General features: G+C 71.3%; 12 protein-coding genes. 6 read left to right on the forward strand and 6 right to left on the reverse strand.

Going from position 1 to position 16,527, the window contains the following annotated elements; all coding sequences use genetic code 11:
• Positions 1-19 precede the first annotated feature (19 nt).
• Both AC27LF_RS28190 and AC27LF_RS28195 read right to left on the reverse strand, forming a co-directional pair.
• A complete protein-coding gene (locus AC27LF_RS28190) occupies positions 20-580 on the reverse strand; it encodes an SDR family NAD(P)-dependent oxidoreductase (RefSeq protein WP_479656629.1) in 561 nt (186 codons plus the stop codon).
• Positions 581-629: 49 nt separating this feature from the next.
• Complete coding sequence (locus AC27LF_RS28195; protein ID WP_487231279.1) at positions 630-1,313, reverse strand: GntR family transcriptional regulator; 684 nt, start codon at positions 1,311-1,313, stop codon at positions 630-632.
• 150 nt (positions 1,314-1,463) lie between these two features.
• On the opposite strand from AC27LF_RS28195, the gene AC27LF_RS28200 reads away from it, so the two are divergent.
• The 4 genes from AC27LF_RS28200 (at position 1,464) to AC27LF_RS28215 (ending at position 7,574) form a co-directional block, all read left to right on the forward strand.
• Entirely contained in the window at positions 1,464-2,744 is a 1,281-nt protein-coding gene (locus AC27LF_RS28200) for an ABC transporter substrate-binding protein (protein WP_479656631.1), read from the forward strand.
• Positions 2,745-2,933: 189 nt separating this feature from the next.
• The gene (locus tag AC27LF_RS28205) at positions 2,934-3,836 is read left to right on the forward strand and encodes a carbohydrate ABC transporter permease (RefSeq protein ID WP_479656632.1); all 903 of its coding nucleotides are present in this window, start codon (positions 2,934-2,936) and stop codon (positions 3,834-3,836) included.
• Positions 3,836-4,756 (forward strand): carbohydrate ABC transporter permease, encoded by a 921-nt coding sequence (locus tag AC27LF_RS28210; protein ID WP_479656633.1) that lies wholly within the window; start codon positions 3,836-3,838, stop codon positions 4,754-4,756. Before AC27LF_RS28205 ends, AC27LF_RS28210 begins: the two co-directional genes overlap by 1 nt.
• Before the next feature lie 22 nt (positions 4,757-4,778).
• The gene (locus AC27LF_RS28215) at positions 4,779-7,574 is read left to right on the forward strand and encodes a fibronectin type III domain-containing protein (protein WP_479656634.1); all 2,796 of its coding nucleotides are present in this window, start codon (positions 4,779-4,781) and stop codon (positions 7,572-7,574) included.
• Positions 7,575-7,664: 90 nt separating this feature from the next.
• On the opposite strand, the gene AC27LF_RS28220 is transcribed toward AC27LF_RS28215, so the two are convergent.
• From AC27LF_RS28220 to AC27LF_RS28235, 4 genes are all read right to left on the reverse strand, one after another.
• Positions 7,665-10,580, reverse strand: a complete 2,916-nt coding sequence (locus AC27LF_RS28220; RefSeq protein ID WP_479656635.1) for a GH92 family glycosyl hydrolase — start codon at positions 10,578-10,580, stop codon at positions 7,665-7,667.
• Positions 10,581-10,756: 176 nt separating this feature from the next.
• The gene (locus tag AC27LF_RS28225; RefSeq protein ID WP_479656636.1) at positions 10,757-11,197 is read right to left on the reverse strand and encodes an SUMF1/EgtB/PvdO family nonheme iron enzyme; all 441 of its coding nucleotides are present in this window, start codon (positions 11,195-11,197) and stop codon (positions 10,757-10,759) included.
• Positions 11,198-11,361: 164 nt separating this feature from the next.
• Positions 11,362-11,526, reverse strand: coding sequence for a hypothetical protein (locus tag AC27LF_RS28230; RefSeq protein ID WP_404030601.1), 165 nt, complete (start codon positions 11,524-11,526; stop codon positions 11,362-11,364).
• Between the two features lie 714 nt (positions 11,527-12,240).
• A complete protein-coding gene (locus AC27LF_RS28235; RefSeq protein WP_479656637.1) occupies positions 12,241-13,035 on the reverse strand; it encodes an HAD family hydrolase in 795 nt (264 codons plus the stop codon).
• A 541-nt stretch (positions 13,036-13,576) separates the two neighbouring features.
• Between AC27LF_RS28235 and AC27LF_RS28240 the strand changes: the two genes are divergently transcribed.
• Both AC27LF_RS28240 and AC27LF_RS28245 read left to right on the forward strand, forming a co-directional pair.
• Positions 13,577-14,272 carry a ScbR family autoregulator-binding transcription factor gene (locus tag AC27LF_RS28240; protein ID WP_479656795.1) on the forward strand — a complete coding sequence of 232 codons (696 nt, stop codon included), beginning with the start codon at positions 13,577-13,579 and terminating at the stop codon, positions 14,270-14,272.
• A gap of 206 nt (positions 14,273-14,478) precedes the next feature.
• On the forward strand, positions 14,479-16,290 hold the full coding sequence (locus tag AC27LF_RS28245) for a PP2C family protein-serine/threonine phosphatase (protein WP_479656638.1): 1,812 nt from the start codon (positions 14,479-14,481) through the stop codon (positions 16,288-16,290).
• The last annotated feature ends 237 nt before the right edge of the window (positions 16,291-16,527 follow it).

Genomic DNA, 16,527 nt, shown 5'->3' on the forward strand with positions numbered 1-16,527 from the left:
CGCTGGTAGGGGCCGGCCGTCAGGCGGCGAGCAGTCCGCCGTCGACGACCAGTTCCGTGCCGGTGATGAACTCCGCCTCGTCCGAGGCGAGATGGAGCGCCGCCGCGGCGATCTTGAGGGGGGTGCCGAGCCGGCCCATCGGCTGCCGCGCGACGAGTCCGGCCAGGCCGACCAGGCCCGCCACGGACGCGGTGTTGACGATCGCGCCGTGCCGCTGGGCCGGCATGTGCGGCAGCGCGAACTCGGTGCCGAGGAAGACCCCGCGGCTGTTGACCGCGAAGGTGTGCTCCCACTCCTCGACGGTGCAGTTGACGGGGTCCGTGGTCGAGGAAGCGCCCGCGTTGTTGCACGGGACGTGCAGCGCGCCGGTCTCGGCCACCGCCCGGGAGACCGCCGCCGCGGAGGAGCCGGGTGCGGTCACGTCCACCGTCACCGCGATGGATCCGTCCGGCACACCGGACGGGTCGAGGTCCGCCGCGTACACCCTCGCCCCCTCGTCGAGGAGCTGGCGGGTCATCGCGAGGCCGATGCCGGGGCCCGCGCCGGTGACGAGGACCGTCCGTCCGTCGAATCCGCTCACGTGGCAAGGTCCTTTCCGGGCCCCGGATCCGCGGTGCCCGTCGTGGTGCTCATTCGGTGAAGTAGCCCGGGTACTGGGCGCGCAGCGCCGGGCCGCGCTCCAGCGCGCGCCTGGCGTGCCGGCTGATCAGGGCGCGGCCCGCGGTCGCGTCGGCGTTCTCCAGCGCGTCCACGATCAGCCGGTGCTCGTCGATCAGTTCCCGCATGGCGGCGGCGTCGGGCAGCGCGAGCCGGCGCAACCGGTCGAGTTGCAGCTTCATCCGCTGCACGGCCTGCCAGGCTCCGGGGTAGCCGCTGAGCGAGAAGATCTCGCTGTGCAGTGCCTCGTCGGCGGCGAAGAACGCGGCGTAGTCCTCGGTGCGGTAGCTGTGTTCCTGGCGGTCGAGCAGTTCGCGCAGCGCGCTGACGTCGGGTGCCGGTTCGGCGCACGCCACCTCGAAGGCCGCGACCTCCAGGCTCTCGCGGACGAAGCGCGCCTCTTCGACGTCGCGCAGCCGGATCAGCCCCACCCGGGTGCCCACCTGGGGCACCACATGGACCAGTCCGGCGTCGACGAGGCGCGCCAGGGCCTCGCGGACCGGAGTGCGGCTGACGTGCAGGCGGTTGGCGAGGTCCGTCTCCGACAGGGAGGCCCCGGGGACGAGACGCAGTTCGCGGATCGCCGAGACCAGTTCGTCGTAGACGAGATCCGATGTCCGGGTGCGCGTCCGGCTCCGGACGACCGGTGACAGCACAAGATCGCTGTCGGCCGACGATCTCTCCCAAGTGCGTGCTTCTTCAGGGGAATTCACGGCAGGATCGTTGCATGCCCGGTGCTTGTATGCAAGTATCCCGCCGTTCGACCAGAGCCGCACACACCAGAGAGTTGAGAGGCAGACATGGTCATGCGAACGGCGAGACTCGCCGCAGCGGCCGTCGCCGCCGGCATCGTGCTGACGGGATGCAACGGCAGCACCGGGACGAGCTCCACCGGCCCCGCCGAGATCACCTTCTGGGGCTGGGCGTCCGGTTACGAGAAGTCCGTCGCGCTGTGGAACAAGACCCACCCCGACATCCATGTGACGTACGAGGCGATCACCGACGGCGGGGCCGGCGGCTACGACAAGATGTTCACCGCGGCCAAGGCCGGCAAGGCGCCCTGCCTGGCACAGGTCGGCTACGAGACGTTCGCCAGCTTCCTCGCCGCCGGCGTCCTGAAGGACGTCAGCGACTACGTGAAGCCGAACCGGGCCGAGTTCGCCGACTGGGTGTGGGGCAACGTCGGCGTCAACGGCAAGGCGTACGGCGTGCCCGTCGACACCGCGCCGATGGCCATGTTCTACCGCGCCGACCTCTTCGAGAAGGCGCACATAGCGCTGCCGAAGACCTGGGAGGACTTCACCGGGGCGGCGGCCGCGGTGAAGGCGGCCGACCCGTCGGCCCGCATCATGAACCTCCCCACCGACCCCTATCTGTACGCCGGTTTCGCCTGGCAGGGCGGCGCCCCGTGGTTCGGGGCCAAGGACGACGCCTGGTCGGTCTCGCTGGACAGCGCCGCCAACACCAAGGTCGCCGACTACTGGCAGGGTCTGTTCGACAAGGACCTCGTCACCTCCTACCCCGCCTTCGACGCCGCGCTGTACTCGGCCTGGAGCAAGGGCAAGGTCTGGGCGGAGGTCGGTCCGGTCTGGTCCGCCTCCCTCATCCGCGACAACGCCGCCGGTTCGGCGGGCAAGTGGGCCGTCGCACCCATGCCACGCTGGAACGGCTCGGACGCCGTCGGCAACTCGGGCGGATCGGCCACGGCCGTCATGAAGGACTGCGACCGGCCCAAGGAGGCCACACAGTTCGCCCTGTGGATGTCGACCGACACCGGGTCCGTGTCCAACCTGATCGCCTCCGCTGCCATCCTCCCGGCCTCCGAGTCCGGCCTCGCCAACAAGGCGTTGGACGCCCCGCAGAGCTACTACGGCGGCCGGCCCGTCTACCGGCTGTTCCGCGACGAGGCGGCCAAGGTGAACACCGGCTGGATGTGGGGCCCGGTCATGTCCACCACCGCGACCGCGCTCGGGGACGGACTCGGCAAGGTGCACACCAAGCGGTCCACGTTCCAGGACGCCCTGGACGGCGCCCAGAAGAACACCGTGACCGCGCTGCGATCCCAGGGATTCTCCGTCAGCGGATGACGGCCGCGAAAGGGCCCTGACGCGCCGTCGGCCGTCCGCGGCCCGTCATGGCCGGCCGCCCGGTCACCCGCGCCCGCGGGCCGCGGCCGCACCGGAGCGGACCGTGCCCGGCCCGCCCGGCCCCCGCGGGGCCCGCCGGCCGCACGGACCCCGCGCCGTCGTCATCCTCCTTCCACAGAAAAGGTGACCGTGTCCTCCGTGACGACCCGGCGGCGCCGCCTGCGCGAGTTCCGGCGAGCCGCGCCGTTCGTCCTGCCGTTCCTCCTGCTCTTCGTCCTCGTCTACCTGGTGCCCACGGTCTACTCCGTGGAGCAGAGCTTCTTCACCGTGCAACGCTCCGGCCTCGGCCTCGGCGGCGCCGACACCGTCTTCGCGGGCTTCGACAACTACGTCCGGGCCTTCCACGACGGCGACTTCCTCTCCTCCCTCGGCAGGGTCGCCTTCGTCGGCGTCATCCAGGTGCCCGTGATGCTCGGCATCGCGCTCGTCCTGGCCCTGCTGATCGACTCGGCGGCCTCCAAGGGACGCAGGTTCTTCCGGATCGCCTACTTCGTGCCCTACGGGCTGCCCGGTGTGATCGCGGGCCTCGTCTGGTCGTTCCTGTACGCGCCCACCCTCAGCCCGATCACCAAGGGGTTCGCCTCGCTGGGCATCGACATCAGCTTCGTCAGCGACGGCGCCCTGCCGTTCTCCATCGCCAACATCCTGACCTGGGCCTGGACCGGCTACAACACGATCCTCATCTTCGCGGCGCTCCAGGCCGTCCCCGAGGAGACGATGGAGGCCGCCGCGCTCGACGGCTGCTCCGGCTGGAAGGCCGCCCTGCTCATCAAGGTCCCGCAGATCCGGCCGGCCCTGCTGCTCACCCTCGTCTTCTCCATCATCGGCACGTTCCAGCTCTACAACGAGCCGACCACCATGAAGTCGGTGGCCCCCAACCTGTCCTCCACGTACACCCCGATCATGGCCGCCCTCCGCTCCCTGTCGGCCAACGACTTCCACTACGCGGCCGCCCAGTCCGTGCTCCTCGGCGCCCTGATCTGCGTGCTGTCCGTGTTCGTCTTCCGCGCATCGGCCAGGAGCGTCGACTGATGACCGCCACCCTGCAACCGCCCACCCGCCCCGAAACCACGACCGAGAAGGCGCGAGCGCGGCGCCCGCGCACCCATCCGCTCACGACGGTCAACCCCGCCTCACGGCTGCTCGTCCTGGCCGTCATGTCCCTCTTCGCCGTCTACTTCCTGCTCCCGGTGTGGTGGCTGGTCGTCTCCGCGACCAAGGGCCACGGAGAGATCTTCTCCGGCAACGGCTTCTGGTTCGGCAAGCACTTCGCGCTCGTGGAGAACGTCCAGACACTGTTCCAGGCCCAGGGCGGCATCTACGCGCGCTGGCTGCTCAACTCGCTGCTGTACGCGGTCGGCGGCGGCATCGTCTCCACCCTGCTGGCGGCCATGTGCGGCTACGCCCTCGCCAAGTTCCCCTTCCCCGGACGCGAGGCGGTCTTCGGCACGGTGCTCGCCGCGGTGCTGCTGCCCGCGCCCGTGCTGGCCATCCCGCTGTATCTGATGTTCAGCTACACCGGCACCATCAACACCTTCTGGTCCGTGTTCATCCCGAGCATCGTCAGCCCCTTCGGCGTCTATCTGAGCCGGATCTACGCCGCCTCCTCGGTACCCGACGCGCTGATCGAGTCGGGCCGTCTCGACGGGGCCGGGGAACTGCGCATCTTCGCCATGTGCGCCCGGCTCATGGCACCGGCGATGGTCACGGTGTTCCTGTTCCAGTTCGTCGCGATCTGGACGAACTTCCTGCTGCCCTCCCTGATGCTCGCCGACACCCGGCTCCAGCCGGTGACCGTGGGCCTCGTCGGCTGGCGCGAACTGCAGGGCTACCCCATCAGCTACACCACCGTCGTCACCGGCGCCCTCGTCTCGGTCGTGCCGGTCGTCGCCATGTTCGTCTCCCTCCAGTCGTTCTGGAGCAAGGGCCTGGTCACGGGAGCCGTCAAGTAGTTCACCCCGCACCAACGAAAGGATGACCATGAACATCCTGACGAGAACGGTGGCGTGCCTGAGCGCCGCGGTGCTGCTCGCGGCACCCGGCACGGCCGCCCGGGCGGCGGACGATCCCCCGCCCGTCAACCTCCTCGCCGCGGACATGGACACCGGACTCGACGGCGGCACCAGCCCGCTGACCCTGTCGAACCCGGCGTCGGGAGGCTCCCAGCGGATCGTGAGCGTCGGCGGCGACAACGCCCTCGAACTGCGCGACGCCTCCCAAGGCAGCAATCTCTCCAGCTACTTCTACCGGCGCTGGTCCACCGGCACACTCAAGGACCGCATCAACGAGATCTACCGGCAGCCCGTCGGCAGCCCCGCGCGGCAGTTCGTCCTGCGCTACGACCTCATGCGGAGCGCCGCCGGCGACAAGCCGGTCGCCAAGGACATCTACGCGCAGATCCAGTTCGGCAACTTCGACAACAACCTGGTGCCCCGGTTCCCCGTGCCTGCGGTGAGCATCACGACCACCTCCGCCTACACCGACACCTCCGGCGCCCTGTCCTGCGTCGACGACACCGACATCGCGCAGTACCGCTTCACCATCGTGCCCAACGGCGGGCAGCGGCTGATCTCCACGGTCGAACTCGGCTTCTCGGTACGGGTCGACACCGGCGGCACCGACGAGGCGATCACCGTCGACAACATGGGTGTCTACGAGGTGGACGGAGGCGTCACCGACACCGAGCCGCCGACCGCGCCGGGCGGGCTCACCCGGGCGGGCGCGTCCGCCGACACCGTCTCGCTCGGCTGGACCGCGTCGACCGACAACCTCGGCGTGACCGGCTACGACGTCTTCCGCGACGGCTACCAGGCCGCCTCCGTCGTCGGCGGCACCACCTCGGCGGTGATCGGCGGCCTGATGCCCGCGACCCGCTACACGTTCACGGTGCGGGCCAGGGACGCCAGCGGCAACGTCAGCCCGATGAGCGCGCCCCTCGACGTCACCACCGGACCGTACGTGCCGGAGAAACCCGCCCCCTACCCCGGCACCCGGCAGACCCGCACCCAGTGGCTGTGGGACAAGGCCAAGGCCATGAAGGAGGAGAGCGGCGCCGTCAACGTGGCGGCGTACACCGCACAGCTCGCCGACCACGAGAACGTGGCGACGAACCTCGCCAGACTCGACGCGCAGTTCCAGAGCTACGACTACGAGCAGTACAAGACGATGGCGAAGATGTACGCCTACCTCATGACCGGCGACCAGTTCGACGCCGCCATGCTCGGACATGTGCGGAACTACTTCGCCTCCTACGCCTACCAGAAGCTGCCGCAGACCGAGAACCTGCGGATGAGCAACTACGCCACGGGATACCTCGTCGGCCAGTACTTCCCCGACCTCGCCGACCTCAACGGGAACGCGGGGGAGCGGCTGAAGGCCATCAACAAGGCGAACATCCTGGAGATGGTGAACGCGGGTGTGCGCCGCGGCTGGGCGGAGTACCAGAGCCCCGAGTACACGTTCATGACGTACTTCTGCCTCAACGCCCTCTACCAGTGGGCCGACGACGACGGACTGCGCCGCCAGGTGAAGATGGCGATGGACATCATGTGGTTCGAGTGGGCGAACGACTGGATCGACGGCTACATGATCTCCTCTGAGAGCAGGGCCAAGGGCGACCTGGCCGCGGTCAACGACCCGACATGGCGGCCCGCCGACCACTCCACGCTCGCCTGGACCTACTTCGGCGCCCACCGCGCCCAGCAGGGCGTCGGCGAATCGGACAACCCCGCGCCCTCCGCCTACCGCCCTAACCTCGAATACGCCGGGCTCGTCGCCTGGCCGGGCACAACCTACACACCACCCGAACTGGCCGTGAGGATCGGCCGGAAGACCGACAAGTCGTACACCTCGCACAAGGCCACCCTGCAGAACTCCAGCGGGCACGCCATGGACATCTACCGCACCACCTATGTGCGGCCCACCTGGGGCCTGGGCACCGAGGTCCAGTACCGCCGGGTCGACAACTGGATCGAGGACCTGCCGGTGGTGCTCCGCTGGAAGTCCGACGCCGCCAACCCGTTGTTCCGGCTCTCCACCGACCAGGGCAACGCCCCGATCGGCGCCTACGACCAGCCCGCCGACCACCGGATCATGCAGGACGGTCCCACGGCGGTCGGCGTCTACAGATCCTCCGGCGGCCAGACGTCGAACTACGTCAACGCGCTGTTCCCCGCGAACGGTTCGATCCGGGAACGCCGCGAGGCCGGCGGCTGGACGATCGCCGACACGGGCACGATGTACTTCGCGTACCGAACGGTCAAGCCCGGCACCTGGTACCACCAGACGCCGAACGACCCCGCCGACAAGGTGAAGACGACGGCGCAGACCCACCCCACCGCCTCCCTCAGCTACAGCTACGACATCCTGCGCAGCCAGGCCGACCGGAACGGCTGGGTGCTGGAGACCGCCGACAGGTCCCGGTACGCCGACCTCGACGCGTTCGCGAACGCGCTGGTCAGCAAGACCAGTTGGGACGTGAGCCGGATCGACGACACCAATCCCCGGATCGTCTACCACAGTCTGAAGGGCGACGACCTGGACCTCACCTTCGACTCCGCCGCGGGCGCACCAGGCGCCGCCCACCTCGTGAACGGCACACCGATCGACTACGACGCCTACCCGCTGTTCGGCACTCCCTGGCTGCACCAGGACAAGCTGGGCGCCCGGTTCAGGGCCTCGGCGGGCGGCACGAGCGTCGTCTACGACTTCGACCGCTGGACCGTGCGGACCGCGTACGACCGGCACCGCAAGGACCACCGCGGGCACTGACCGCGGCGGCGGTTCCGTGTTCGCCGGCCCGGAACGGCGGCGCCCGCCCCGCGGCAGCGCGGGGCGGGCGCCTCGGGACGGGCCGGATCGTCAGCGGGTGGTCAGGGTGACGTCGAAGATGTGCATCACCCCCCGGTCCGTGCCCTGCGGGAGGACGACGGAGGCGACACGTTTGCCCGGGTCGAGCGCGGTCGGCACGGTGGCGAACACCTTCGCCTGGGCGCTGTCCGAGCTGCCGGAGACGTTGTTGCGCCCGTTGGTGGTGATCAGCGGGGTGTTGCCGAACTGGTAGGCGGTGCCCGGGGTCCAGTCGGTGAACTGGACCGGCACCTGCCGGCTGCTGCCGTCGGTGTACTCGACGACCGCGGTGCCCTGCGACGGGCCGTTGGTGGCCAGGCCGAGGAAGCTGATGGCGGTCGCCGGGGCGCCGTGCAGATCGATCCGCTGGCCGTGCGGGATCCAGTTGTCGGGCTCGCCCGGCGCGGCGTCCGGCCAGGTGAACACGGCACCGGTGTCGCCCAGGGGCAGTCGCGCGCCCGGGGTGGCACCGGCCGCCGCCAACTGCTCGCGCGAGAGCGAGTTGTCGCTCAGGTCCAGCGAACCGAGGTTGCCCCGGCCCGCCGGAGTGGTCCCGATGTTGTTGCGGGCGTCACCGCCGTCGGTGTACGACGGCGGCACGTCGCCCGCGCCGGTACCCCAGGGGCCGGGGGTCTTCGCCATGGTGAACTTCAGGGTGCCGCCCTTGCGGGCGAAGTCCTCGCCCACCCAGGAGCGGCTGGTGCGCTGCCCGTTCACCTTGAGGGCGTCGACGTACGGGCGGCCGTGGGCGACGCCGTCGGCGGCGATGGTGATCGTGCGTCCCGTGCCGGCGCTCTTCACCTTGATGTGCTCGAACATCGGGGCGGAGATCACCAGATTGGCGGTGCCGTAGATCGAGGGGTAGACACCCAGGTTCGCCCACACGTACCAGGCGCTCAGCGAGCCGAGGTCGTCGTTGCCCGGCAGTCCGGACGGCGAGGTGTCGTACATCTCGGTGGTCGCGCGGCGCAGCACGTCGGCCGTCCGGTCGGGCCGTCCCAGCCAGTTGTAGACGTACGGCATGGAGAAGCTGGGCTGGTTGCTGAGGTAGGCACCGGTCACGTTGTACACGCCGGCGTCCAGGTTCTTGGTGTGCTCGTCCAGCTCGGCGGTGGTCTTCGCGACCCCGCCGCGCTTCTCGATCAGCGTGCCGACGTTCTGCGGCACCAGCCAGCCGTACTGGTAGCCGGTGGCCTGGTCGAACTGGTCGCCCCGCTCACCGAGGTTGAAGCCCTGGTCGAAGCCGGTGCGGCCGCGGGGCCTGATCTGCTGGGTCTGGCTGTCGAAGACGTTCTGCCAGTTCTGCGCCCGCGCCATGAACGTCCGGTAGGCGTCCCGGTCGCCGAGCCGCCCGGCGAGCTGCGCGATCCCGAAGTCGTCGATCGCGTACTCCAGCGTCGCGGAGGTCGCCGAGTTGCCCTTGCGGTTCTCGATGAATCCCGTGCTGAAGTACTGGTAGCCGTTGGCCCGCTTGGTGGCGGTGGCGGGCAGCGACTGGGTGGCGACCATGGAGGCCAGCGCGGCGGAGCGGTCGTAGTGGGTGCTGCCGAAGGCGTCCACCGAGGCGAGCAGCGACTGCAGGGAGTCGCCGCTCATCTTCTGCTGCGACTGGTTCAGATGCGGCCAGTTGGGCCAGCTGCCGGTCTGCCGCACCATGTCCACGATGGACTGGTTGATGTCGTCGCCGACCTCGGGGAACAGCAGCGCGACCAGTTGGGCCTGACCGCGGTAGGTGTCCCAGCCCGAGAAGGTGACGTACTGGTGGTGTCCCCGGGCCACCCGGTGGATCTCGCCGTCGTAGCCGGTCCACCGGCCGTCGACGTCCTCGAAGACGTTGGGGTGCAGCAGCGCGTGGTACAGCGCGGTGTAGAACTTCACGCGCTGGTACCTGCTACCGCCGTCCGCCGTCACGGTCTTCAGGGCCTTGCGCCAGGTCTTGGCCGCCTGGCCGCGGACCTTGTCGAAGCCGGACGAGCCGACCTCGGTGTCCCGGTTCAGGGCGGCGCCGGCAACGCTGACATAGCTCAGCCCGCTCTTCGCGGTCACCTTGGCGCCCTTGTCGAAGACCAGGTAGGCGCCGACCCCGTGCTTGGTGTCGGTGCCCTGCGCGGTGCTGGAGCCGGGGGTGACGGCGCCGCCCTGCCAGGTGCCGAAGGAGCGGATCGGCTTGTCGAAGGTGGTCGAGAAGTACGCGCGGTAGTGGCCGCCCACATCGCATATGGAGGCGGCGTCGACCCAGCCGCTCACCGTGTTGCCCTCGATGCTGACCTGACTGCCGAAGATGCGGTTGTTGGAGCCCGCGACGTCGATCAACAGGGTGGAGCCGGCCTTGCCGGGGAAGTCGTAGCGGCTGACCGCGGCCCGGGTGCTGGCCGTCAGCTCGGTTCTGACATCGTTATCAGTGCGTACCGAGTAGTAGCCGGGCTCGGCCTTCTCCTCGGTGTGGCTGAACGGCAGGTAGTAGTCGGTGACGCGGGTCGCCGGGCTCGTGGGCAGCGCGCCGCCGGGCAGATCGCCGGTGTACGGCAGGACGGGGAAGTCGAACGCGCCGAACCGGCCCTCGCAGCCGGTGCCGGACAGCCGGGTCATGCCGAAGCCGCGGATCCGGTCGGCGGTGTACTCGTACCCGCCCTTCTGGTCGCCGTCGCTCGTCCGGTAGGTGGTGGGGCTGGACTGCACCATGCCGAACGGTACGGTGGCGCCGGGATAGGTGTCTCCGTAGGCGCTGTTGCCCTTGTTCTGGCTGGTGTCCAGCCGGGTGCCGATGAACTGGTCGACCGCGTCGAAGGGGTCGATGGTGCTGTTGGACGCCGCTGCCGTGCCGGGCAGCAGGCCCGCCAGGACGGTGCCCAGCGCGAGGGCGCCGGCCAGGAGCCGGCGCCGTCCGGCGCCGGGCCGCGGCGCACGCCGCGAAACGGATCTCCACATGGATGTACTGGTCCTCTACAGCCGCAGACAGGGACCCCCGAGCGGGGGCTCGCGGGTCAGGGGGCTACATGGGTATCAACCACACCACATATAGACACCGGACAAGGCCAGTTCGTGAACACCGCGCGAACCGACCCGTACACGGCCGGGGCGGACCCCGCCCGCGCCACCGGCGGTCACGGTGCTCCGTAGGTGCGCAGGTGGTCGAACCGGGCTGTCGCGCCCGCCGTGTCGAGGGAGACCAGGCCGACGCCGAGCGGCTGCTCGTGGGGCAGGGCCCACACACCGGCCCAGGCCCGGTGCACGCCGTGCGCGACGAACGCGGTCGGGAAGCTGCCGCCGGTGCGGTAACCGGTCTCGTCGACGAAGTGGGCGAAGCGCTCGTCGGACACCGCGCCGGCGTCGATCCGCAACGGCGAGAGCCTGACCGTACGCACGGGCCCCTCACCGTCGGCGGGGAACCCCTCGGCGTCCTCGGTCCCCATCAGGAACAAGCCGCCGGGCGGCGACACGGTGCCGTCGGCGTCACGGACCGCGCCCGTGCCCAGCCGCGCCTCGCGCACCGCGCCGTCCTCGGGGGCGAGCCGGCCGCGCCCCCGCTCGCCGGTGCGCAGCACCCGCCACCTTCGGACGCCCCCACCGGACCTCCCCGTCGCCATGCCGCGCTGCCCCGCGGCCCGGACGAACAGAACGGCAATGGTCGTACAAGTTTCACGGACTGCCGCGGCAGGGCCGCTCGGGGAGGGGCGCCCCGGCCGTGACACAGGAACGGCCCGGCTCCTCAGGCCGAGGCCGACCACTCGGGAACGTAGTCCTCCGGCGGCTGTCCGGGAGGCTCGGGGTCGGGAGGGTCGGGGGGCGGGGGGAAGAGGAGGTCCTCCAGGGCCTGCATGGCGAAGATCAGGAGCAGCAGTGCTACGGGGATGAGCAGGGCGAGCAGGATCACGTGACCTCCCAGAGGAGTAGTGATCAGCCTGTGGCGTGTCCGTGGCACGAACGGTTTCAGCCTGCGTCCGGATGGGTGACCGCGCACTCAGTGCGGACGAACCCTGAGCCGTTCGGGTGAAAGACGGCCGCCCGGGTGCGCCCCGGGGTGCGGTGGGCGACCCTGACGCCCTTGGGACGGCCGGGCCGTCACCCGGATGCGCGGGCTAGCGCCGACACGCCGGGCAGACGACCGCACTGCACGCCATGCCCCACGCCGAGAGCGGCCGCACCGACGGGCCGCGGGGGCCGGGTACGACCCGGGTACGACGGGGGCCCGCCCCGACGGCCGGTGGCTTCGGCAGGTATTCCGTACGGGGGCGTCGCACGGGTGCCGGGCCTGACGGCTGGGTGGCGCCGGTCGGCATCTCGTCGGGCGGATGCCGCGCGGGGGTCGGATCCGACGGTCGGCGTCAGCCCGCATCTCGTAGGGCGGGCGTCGCGCGCCATCTGGTAGGGCGGGTGCCGCGCGGGGGCGGATCCGACGGTCGGGCGGTGTCGGTCGGCAATCTCGTTAGGCCGGTGTCGCGTGGGCGCCGGGCCCCCGGGCGGTCGGCTCAGCTGGTATCTCGTAGGGCGGGTGCCGCGCGGGGCCGGATCCGATGGCTGGGTGGCGTCGGCCGGCATCTCGTAGGGCGGGTGTCGCGTGGGGGCCTGATCCGACGGCCGGGTGGTTTCAGCCGGCGTCGCGTTCCTCGGGGCCCCGCTGGTTGCCCACCCGGGGTGCGGGGCCGGCGGGGCGCGGTACCCGGTCCCGGACCCAGGCGCGCAGCAGCGGCGAGTGCAGGGCCGGCACCCACAGGTCGGCCCGCTGGGCGTCCGCTTCGCTCGGCCGGGGCCCCACCCCGAGCACCCGCAGCCCGGCCCGCCACGCGGACTCGATCCCCGTCAGGGAGTCCTCGACCGCCAGCGCGTCCTGCGGCCGGGCGCCGCACAGCCGTGCCGCCGTCGCGTACACGTCGGGCCAGGGCTTGGGCCGCACCACCCCCGGCGTACCGCCCGCCGACTCGGCTCCGGACGCGTCCGGAGGCATGCCGGACGGTACGACGACATGCCGGAAGTGACGGCGCAGCCGGGCCCGGGAGAGGCATTCCTCCACGACCTCCAGCGGGCAGTTGCTGGCCACCGCGAGCGGCAGCCGGCCGGACAGCGACCGCACGAACTCGGCGGCACCCGGCATGGTCACGGGATCGCGGGCGACGAGTTCCAGGAAGTTCGCCAGCAGCGCCTGTGTCAGATCGGCGGTCAGCTCGGGCTTGTGCGCCTCCTCGGCCATCAGACGGCCGCAGTCGGTGTAGTGCACGCCCTTGGCCCGCTCCGCGAATCCGGGCGACGGCCGCAGGCCGAAGGCGCGCAAGGCCCTCATCCGGGCGTCCTGCCAGTGGCGTTCGGTGTTCATCAGGGTGCCGTCGCAGTCGAAGACGACGGCTTCGGGGGACCAGTCGAGAAGGGAAGGTGCCTGGGTGGTCACGGTGGCTCCTGCGGGAGGGGGCGGCCCCGCTCGTGGCGGACCGCGGTGCGGGCGAGTGCTGCGGTTCCCCGTGCCGGACGCGCGCTGAGCGGGCGCCTGGATCGGTGTCGTCGTACGGATGAAACGGCCCGGACTCAGGTCATTCCGTCGCAAAGGGGAAACATCGCGGTCGCTACGCTATTTTCGGCTCGGAGCGAGACGCAATCACTACTTCGAGTGCTCGACAGCGGTCGGAGAGAGGGTGTAAGCGGGATCGCATGCCCGGCGCCCGTCCGCCGTTCCCGGGTTCTGTCAACGCTGCATAAATGCTGCCGAGTTGAGGCATATGCGGGAGGCAATGCGGAATAGGCGCGGCCGGGCGGGAAAAAGACGTGTCGCCGCCAGGAGCCGCGCCGAATCGGGCCCGGAATCACCCGCAAGCGTTCACCTTCGAAAGAATTGAGCATTTACCGCGCAGAGTGGGCGAGAATTGCCCCCGGCGTGCGCGGGCGCACTACATTCTGCGTCGTCAGGGCAATGCTGAGGGAAAGTGGACAGCACATTGCAGGAACGGGCCAGGGCAACCCGCAGATCACTTCTGGAGGCAGCGGCCTGCCTCTTCGCCGAACAGGGATACGCCGGTACCAGCGTCAACGACATAAGTGCCAGGTCCGGACGGACCAGCGGCTCCGTCTATTTCCACTACGCCAGCAAGGAGGGGATCGCCCTCGCCGTCGTCCAAGACCGGTTCGCCACCTGGCCGGGCCTCGCCGCGCGGTACACGGACCGCGCCGTACCGCCCCTGGAACGCCTCGTCGCCCTCAGCTACGAGATCGCCCGGGCCCTCGCCGAGGACACCCTCACGCGCGCGGGCGCACGCCTGTGGGCCGAGCGCGACACCATCGACGCCCCGCTGCCCGACCCCTTCGCCCTGTGGACCGCCGCCGCCACGCGCCTGCTCGCCCAGGCCCGGGCCGCCGGCCACCTCGCGCACGACGTACGCCCCGCCGCCACCGCACGCACCCTGGTGCGGGCCTTCTTCGGCCTGTGCACCCTGACCGAGGCCCTGGAGGGCCCGCACACGGTCACCGACCGCCTCACCGACTGGTGGCATCTGACCCTGCTCTCGCTCCAGCGGGACGCCGACCCGGCGGGGGTGGTCGGAAAGGCGCGCGCGGCGGCGGCGCGCAAGCCGGCGGACTCGGTGCGTCTGGTGGGCCCCCCGGCCGCGATGCGGCTGCGGGTGGCACGGGAGTAGGGGGCGGGGCCGGAAACCGCTGGTCCGGCGGCCGCCGCACCCCACCGTGCGGCCCTGCCCGGGCATCGGGGCGCGGGCGTCGAGTGGCTTGCCCGTCACGGGGCGCGGAGCATGGGACTGAAGGGGACGCTCCGGTGCCGCACACCGCGGCGCGCCGGACGCACCCGGCCGCGGCGCGGCCCCGGGAGAAGGAGGCGTGCGAGCGCATGGCGGACGATCCGGTCGGGGCCGATGTGTCGCTCGGCTCGGCGGCCACCGCAGACATGCCGAGCCGCCGCAGACTCCAGGCGCTGGAACTGCTGCTGACCGAGCAGCGGTTCAGGATCGCACGCTACGTGGAGGCGCACTCCCTTCCTGGTGCCACCCCGCACTCAGTTCCCGGCGCCACCTCGCACTCCGCTCCCGGTGCTACCCCGCGGTTGTGCTCCCGTGGGCTGCCGCGGCCCACCCCCGGCGTAGACGCACCGGTCCGGGAACTGCTGGACGCCCTGCCCGTGCCGACCACGCTCGTCCTGCCGGTGCCCGGCGAGCGGGCCGGGCCGCCCGAGTTCTACTACGTGGGGCAGAACCAGGCCGCACGCGAGGACATGGCCCGCCGGCTGCCGCCCGGGATCCTTCCGTCGTGGACCGGGCCGGTGCCGCTGTTCGAACGCTTCCCCACGCTCACCGACACGGCCGTGCCGCGCCTGCTCACCGAGGCCCACCGCAGCGGACGGGTGCAGGGCCCCGAGCCCGCCGAGTGGCCGCTGCCCGGACCCGACTCCCTGGTGATCCGGGTGAGCAGCGAGGTACGGGTGATCCCCTGCGCGGATCTGCTGCTGCTCACCTGGGAGCGCGGCCACGAATCGCTGACGGCGCAGGAGGCCCAGCGCCTGGTGCGGGTCGGATGGGCCGAGTGGAACCTCGGCGACGGCAGCGCGGACGCGTCGTCGGGGCTGCCCGGGGTCCTGGGCCTGCCCGCCGGGCAGCCGCATCCCGGCCTCGTCGAACTGGGCCGCATGGTGACACCGGACGGCCTTGAGGCGCTGTACCGGTCCGTCCACGACATCCTGCTGTGCGCGCGGGTCGCGGACTGCGATCTGCCCCTGTCCGGTCCCGGCGAGCGGATCGTCCGCTTCGTCGCGGAGCCGGTACGCCTGGCGCAGGGCCCGGTGTGGGCCGTGCGCGCGGTGCTGCACGACGTGACCGACGACCGCACCAGCCGGGCCCTGGCCGCGCAGGCGAGCCGGGAGGCCCGCACCCAGCGGGAGCGGGCGGACGCGGTCGCCGAGGTGGCCGAACGCCTGCGGGACGCCGTACTGCCGGGCTTCCCGGCGGAACTGGCCCGGCACGGGATCGAGGCGGCCGCCGTCTACCGCCCCGAGGCACGCGCGGCGCGGGTGGGCGGCGACTGGTACAAGACCCGCATCCTGCCGAACGGGAAAATGCTGATCGCGCTCGGTGACGCCCGCGGCCATGGCCTGGACGCCGTCACCCTGATGGCGAAACTGCGGTACGCGCTGGGCGGCCTCGCCTACACCGGCGAACTGGTGGAGCGGCTGACCGGCTGGCTGAACGCGGTCGCCTGCGACGACGGGGCGGAGTCCACGGCCACCGCGGTCATCGCCCTGTACCACCCCGACCTCGGACTGCTGCGCTGGACGTGCGCGGGCCATCCGCTGCCGGTCCTGGTACGCGGCCGGCGTGCCCGCCTGCTCGATCCTCCGCCGGGCGGTCCCGGCCTGCCCCTCGGTGTGCTGCCTGGGGAGGTCTATGCGGCGGCCGAGTTCTTCCTGCGGCCCGGTGACGTGGTGCTCCTGTACTCGGACGGTCTGATCGAGCGCCGCGGCTCCGACCTCGACCGGGACTGCTCCCGGCTGCTCACGGTGGCCGAGGCGTGCGCGGGCGACGGCGTCCCGCCCGGCGACGACGCGCTGGACGCCTTCGTACGGGAACTGGTCGGGGTGCTGACCGGGCCGCACACGGCGGACGACGCCACGGTGCTCGCCTTCCGCCTCGTGCACGACACCAGCGACTGACGCCGGCCGCACCGACTGACGCCCGGCCCGCACCGACTGACGCGGCCCGCACCGACTGACGCGGCCCGCACCGGTGGTCGCCACCGGCCGGCGCCTGCTCGCGCGACGGCGACAGCCCCCGGCCGACAGGTGACGGGCCGTCATATCGGGTGCGCCGCGCGCGCGTCGCTCTCCCGCCGAGTGGTGACCGGGCAGGGATGTCACCGAGGATTCCCCGGCAGGTTCCTGACGCCTCAC

This window comes from Streptomyces diversicolor (assembly GCF_057537855.1).

Excerpts from the sequence above, each read along its gene's own strand:
- AC27LF_RS28210 (WP_479656633.1), top strand. The coding sequence starts at position 3,836 with ATGACCGCCACCCTGCAACCGCCCACCCGCCCCGAAACCACGACCGAG.
- AC27LF_RS28215 (WP_479656634.1), top strand. The coding sequence starts at position 4,779 with ATGACCATGAACATCCTGACGAGAACGGTGGCGTGCCTGAGCGCCGCG.
- AC27LF_RS28200 (WP_479656631.1), top strand. The coding sequence starts at position 1,464 with ATGCGAACGGCGAGACTCGCCGCAGCGGCCGTCGCCGCCGGCATCGTG.
- AC27LF_RS28220 (WP_479656635.1), bottom strand. The coding sequence starts at position 10,580 with ATGTGGAGATCCGTTTCGCGGCGTGCGCCGCGGCCCGGCGCCGGACGG.
- AC27LF_RS28245 (WP_479656638.1), top strand. The coding sequence starts at position 14,479 with ATGGCGGACGATCCGGTCGGGGCCGATGTGTCGCTCGGCTCGGCGGCC.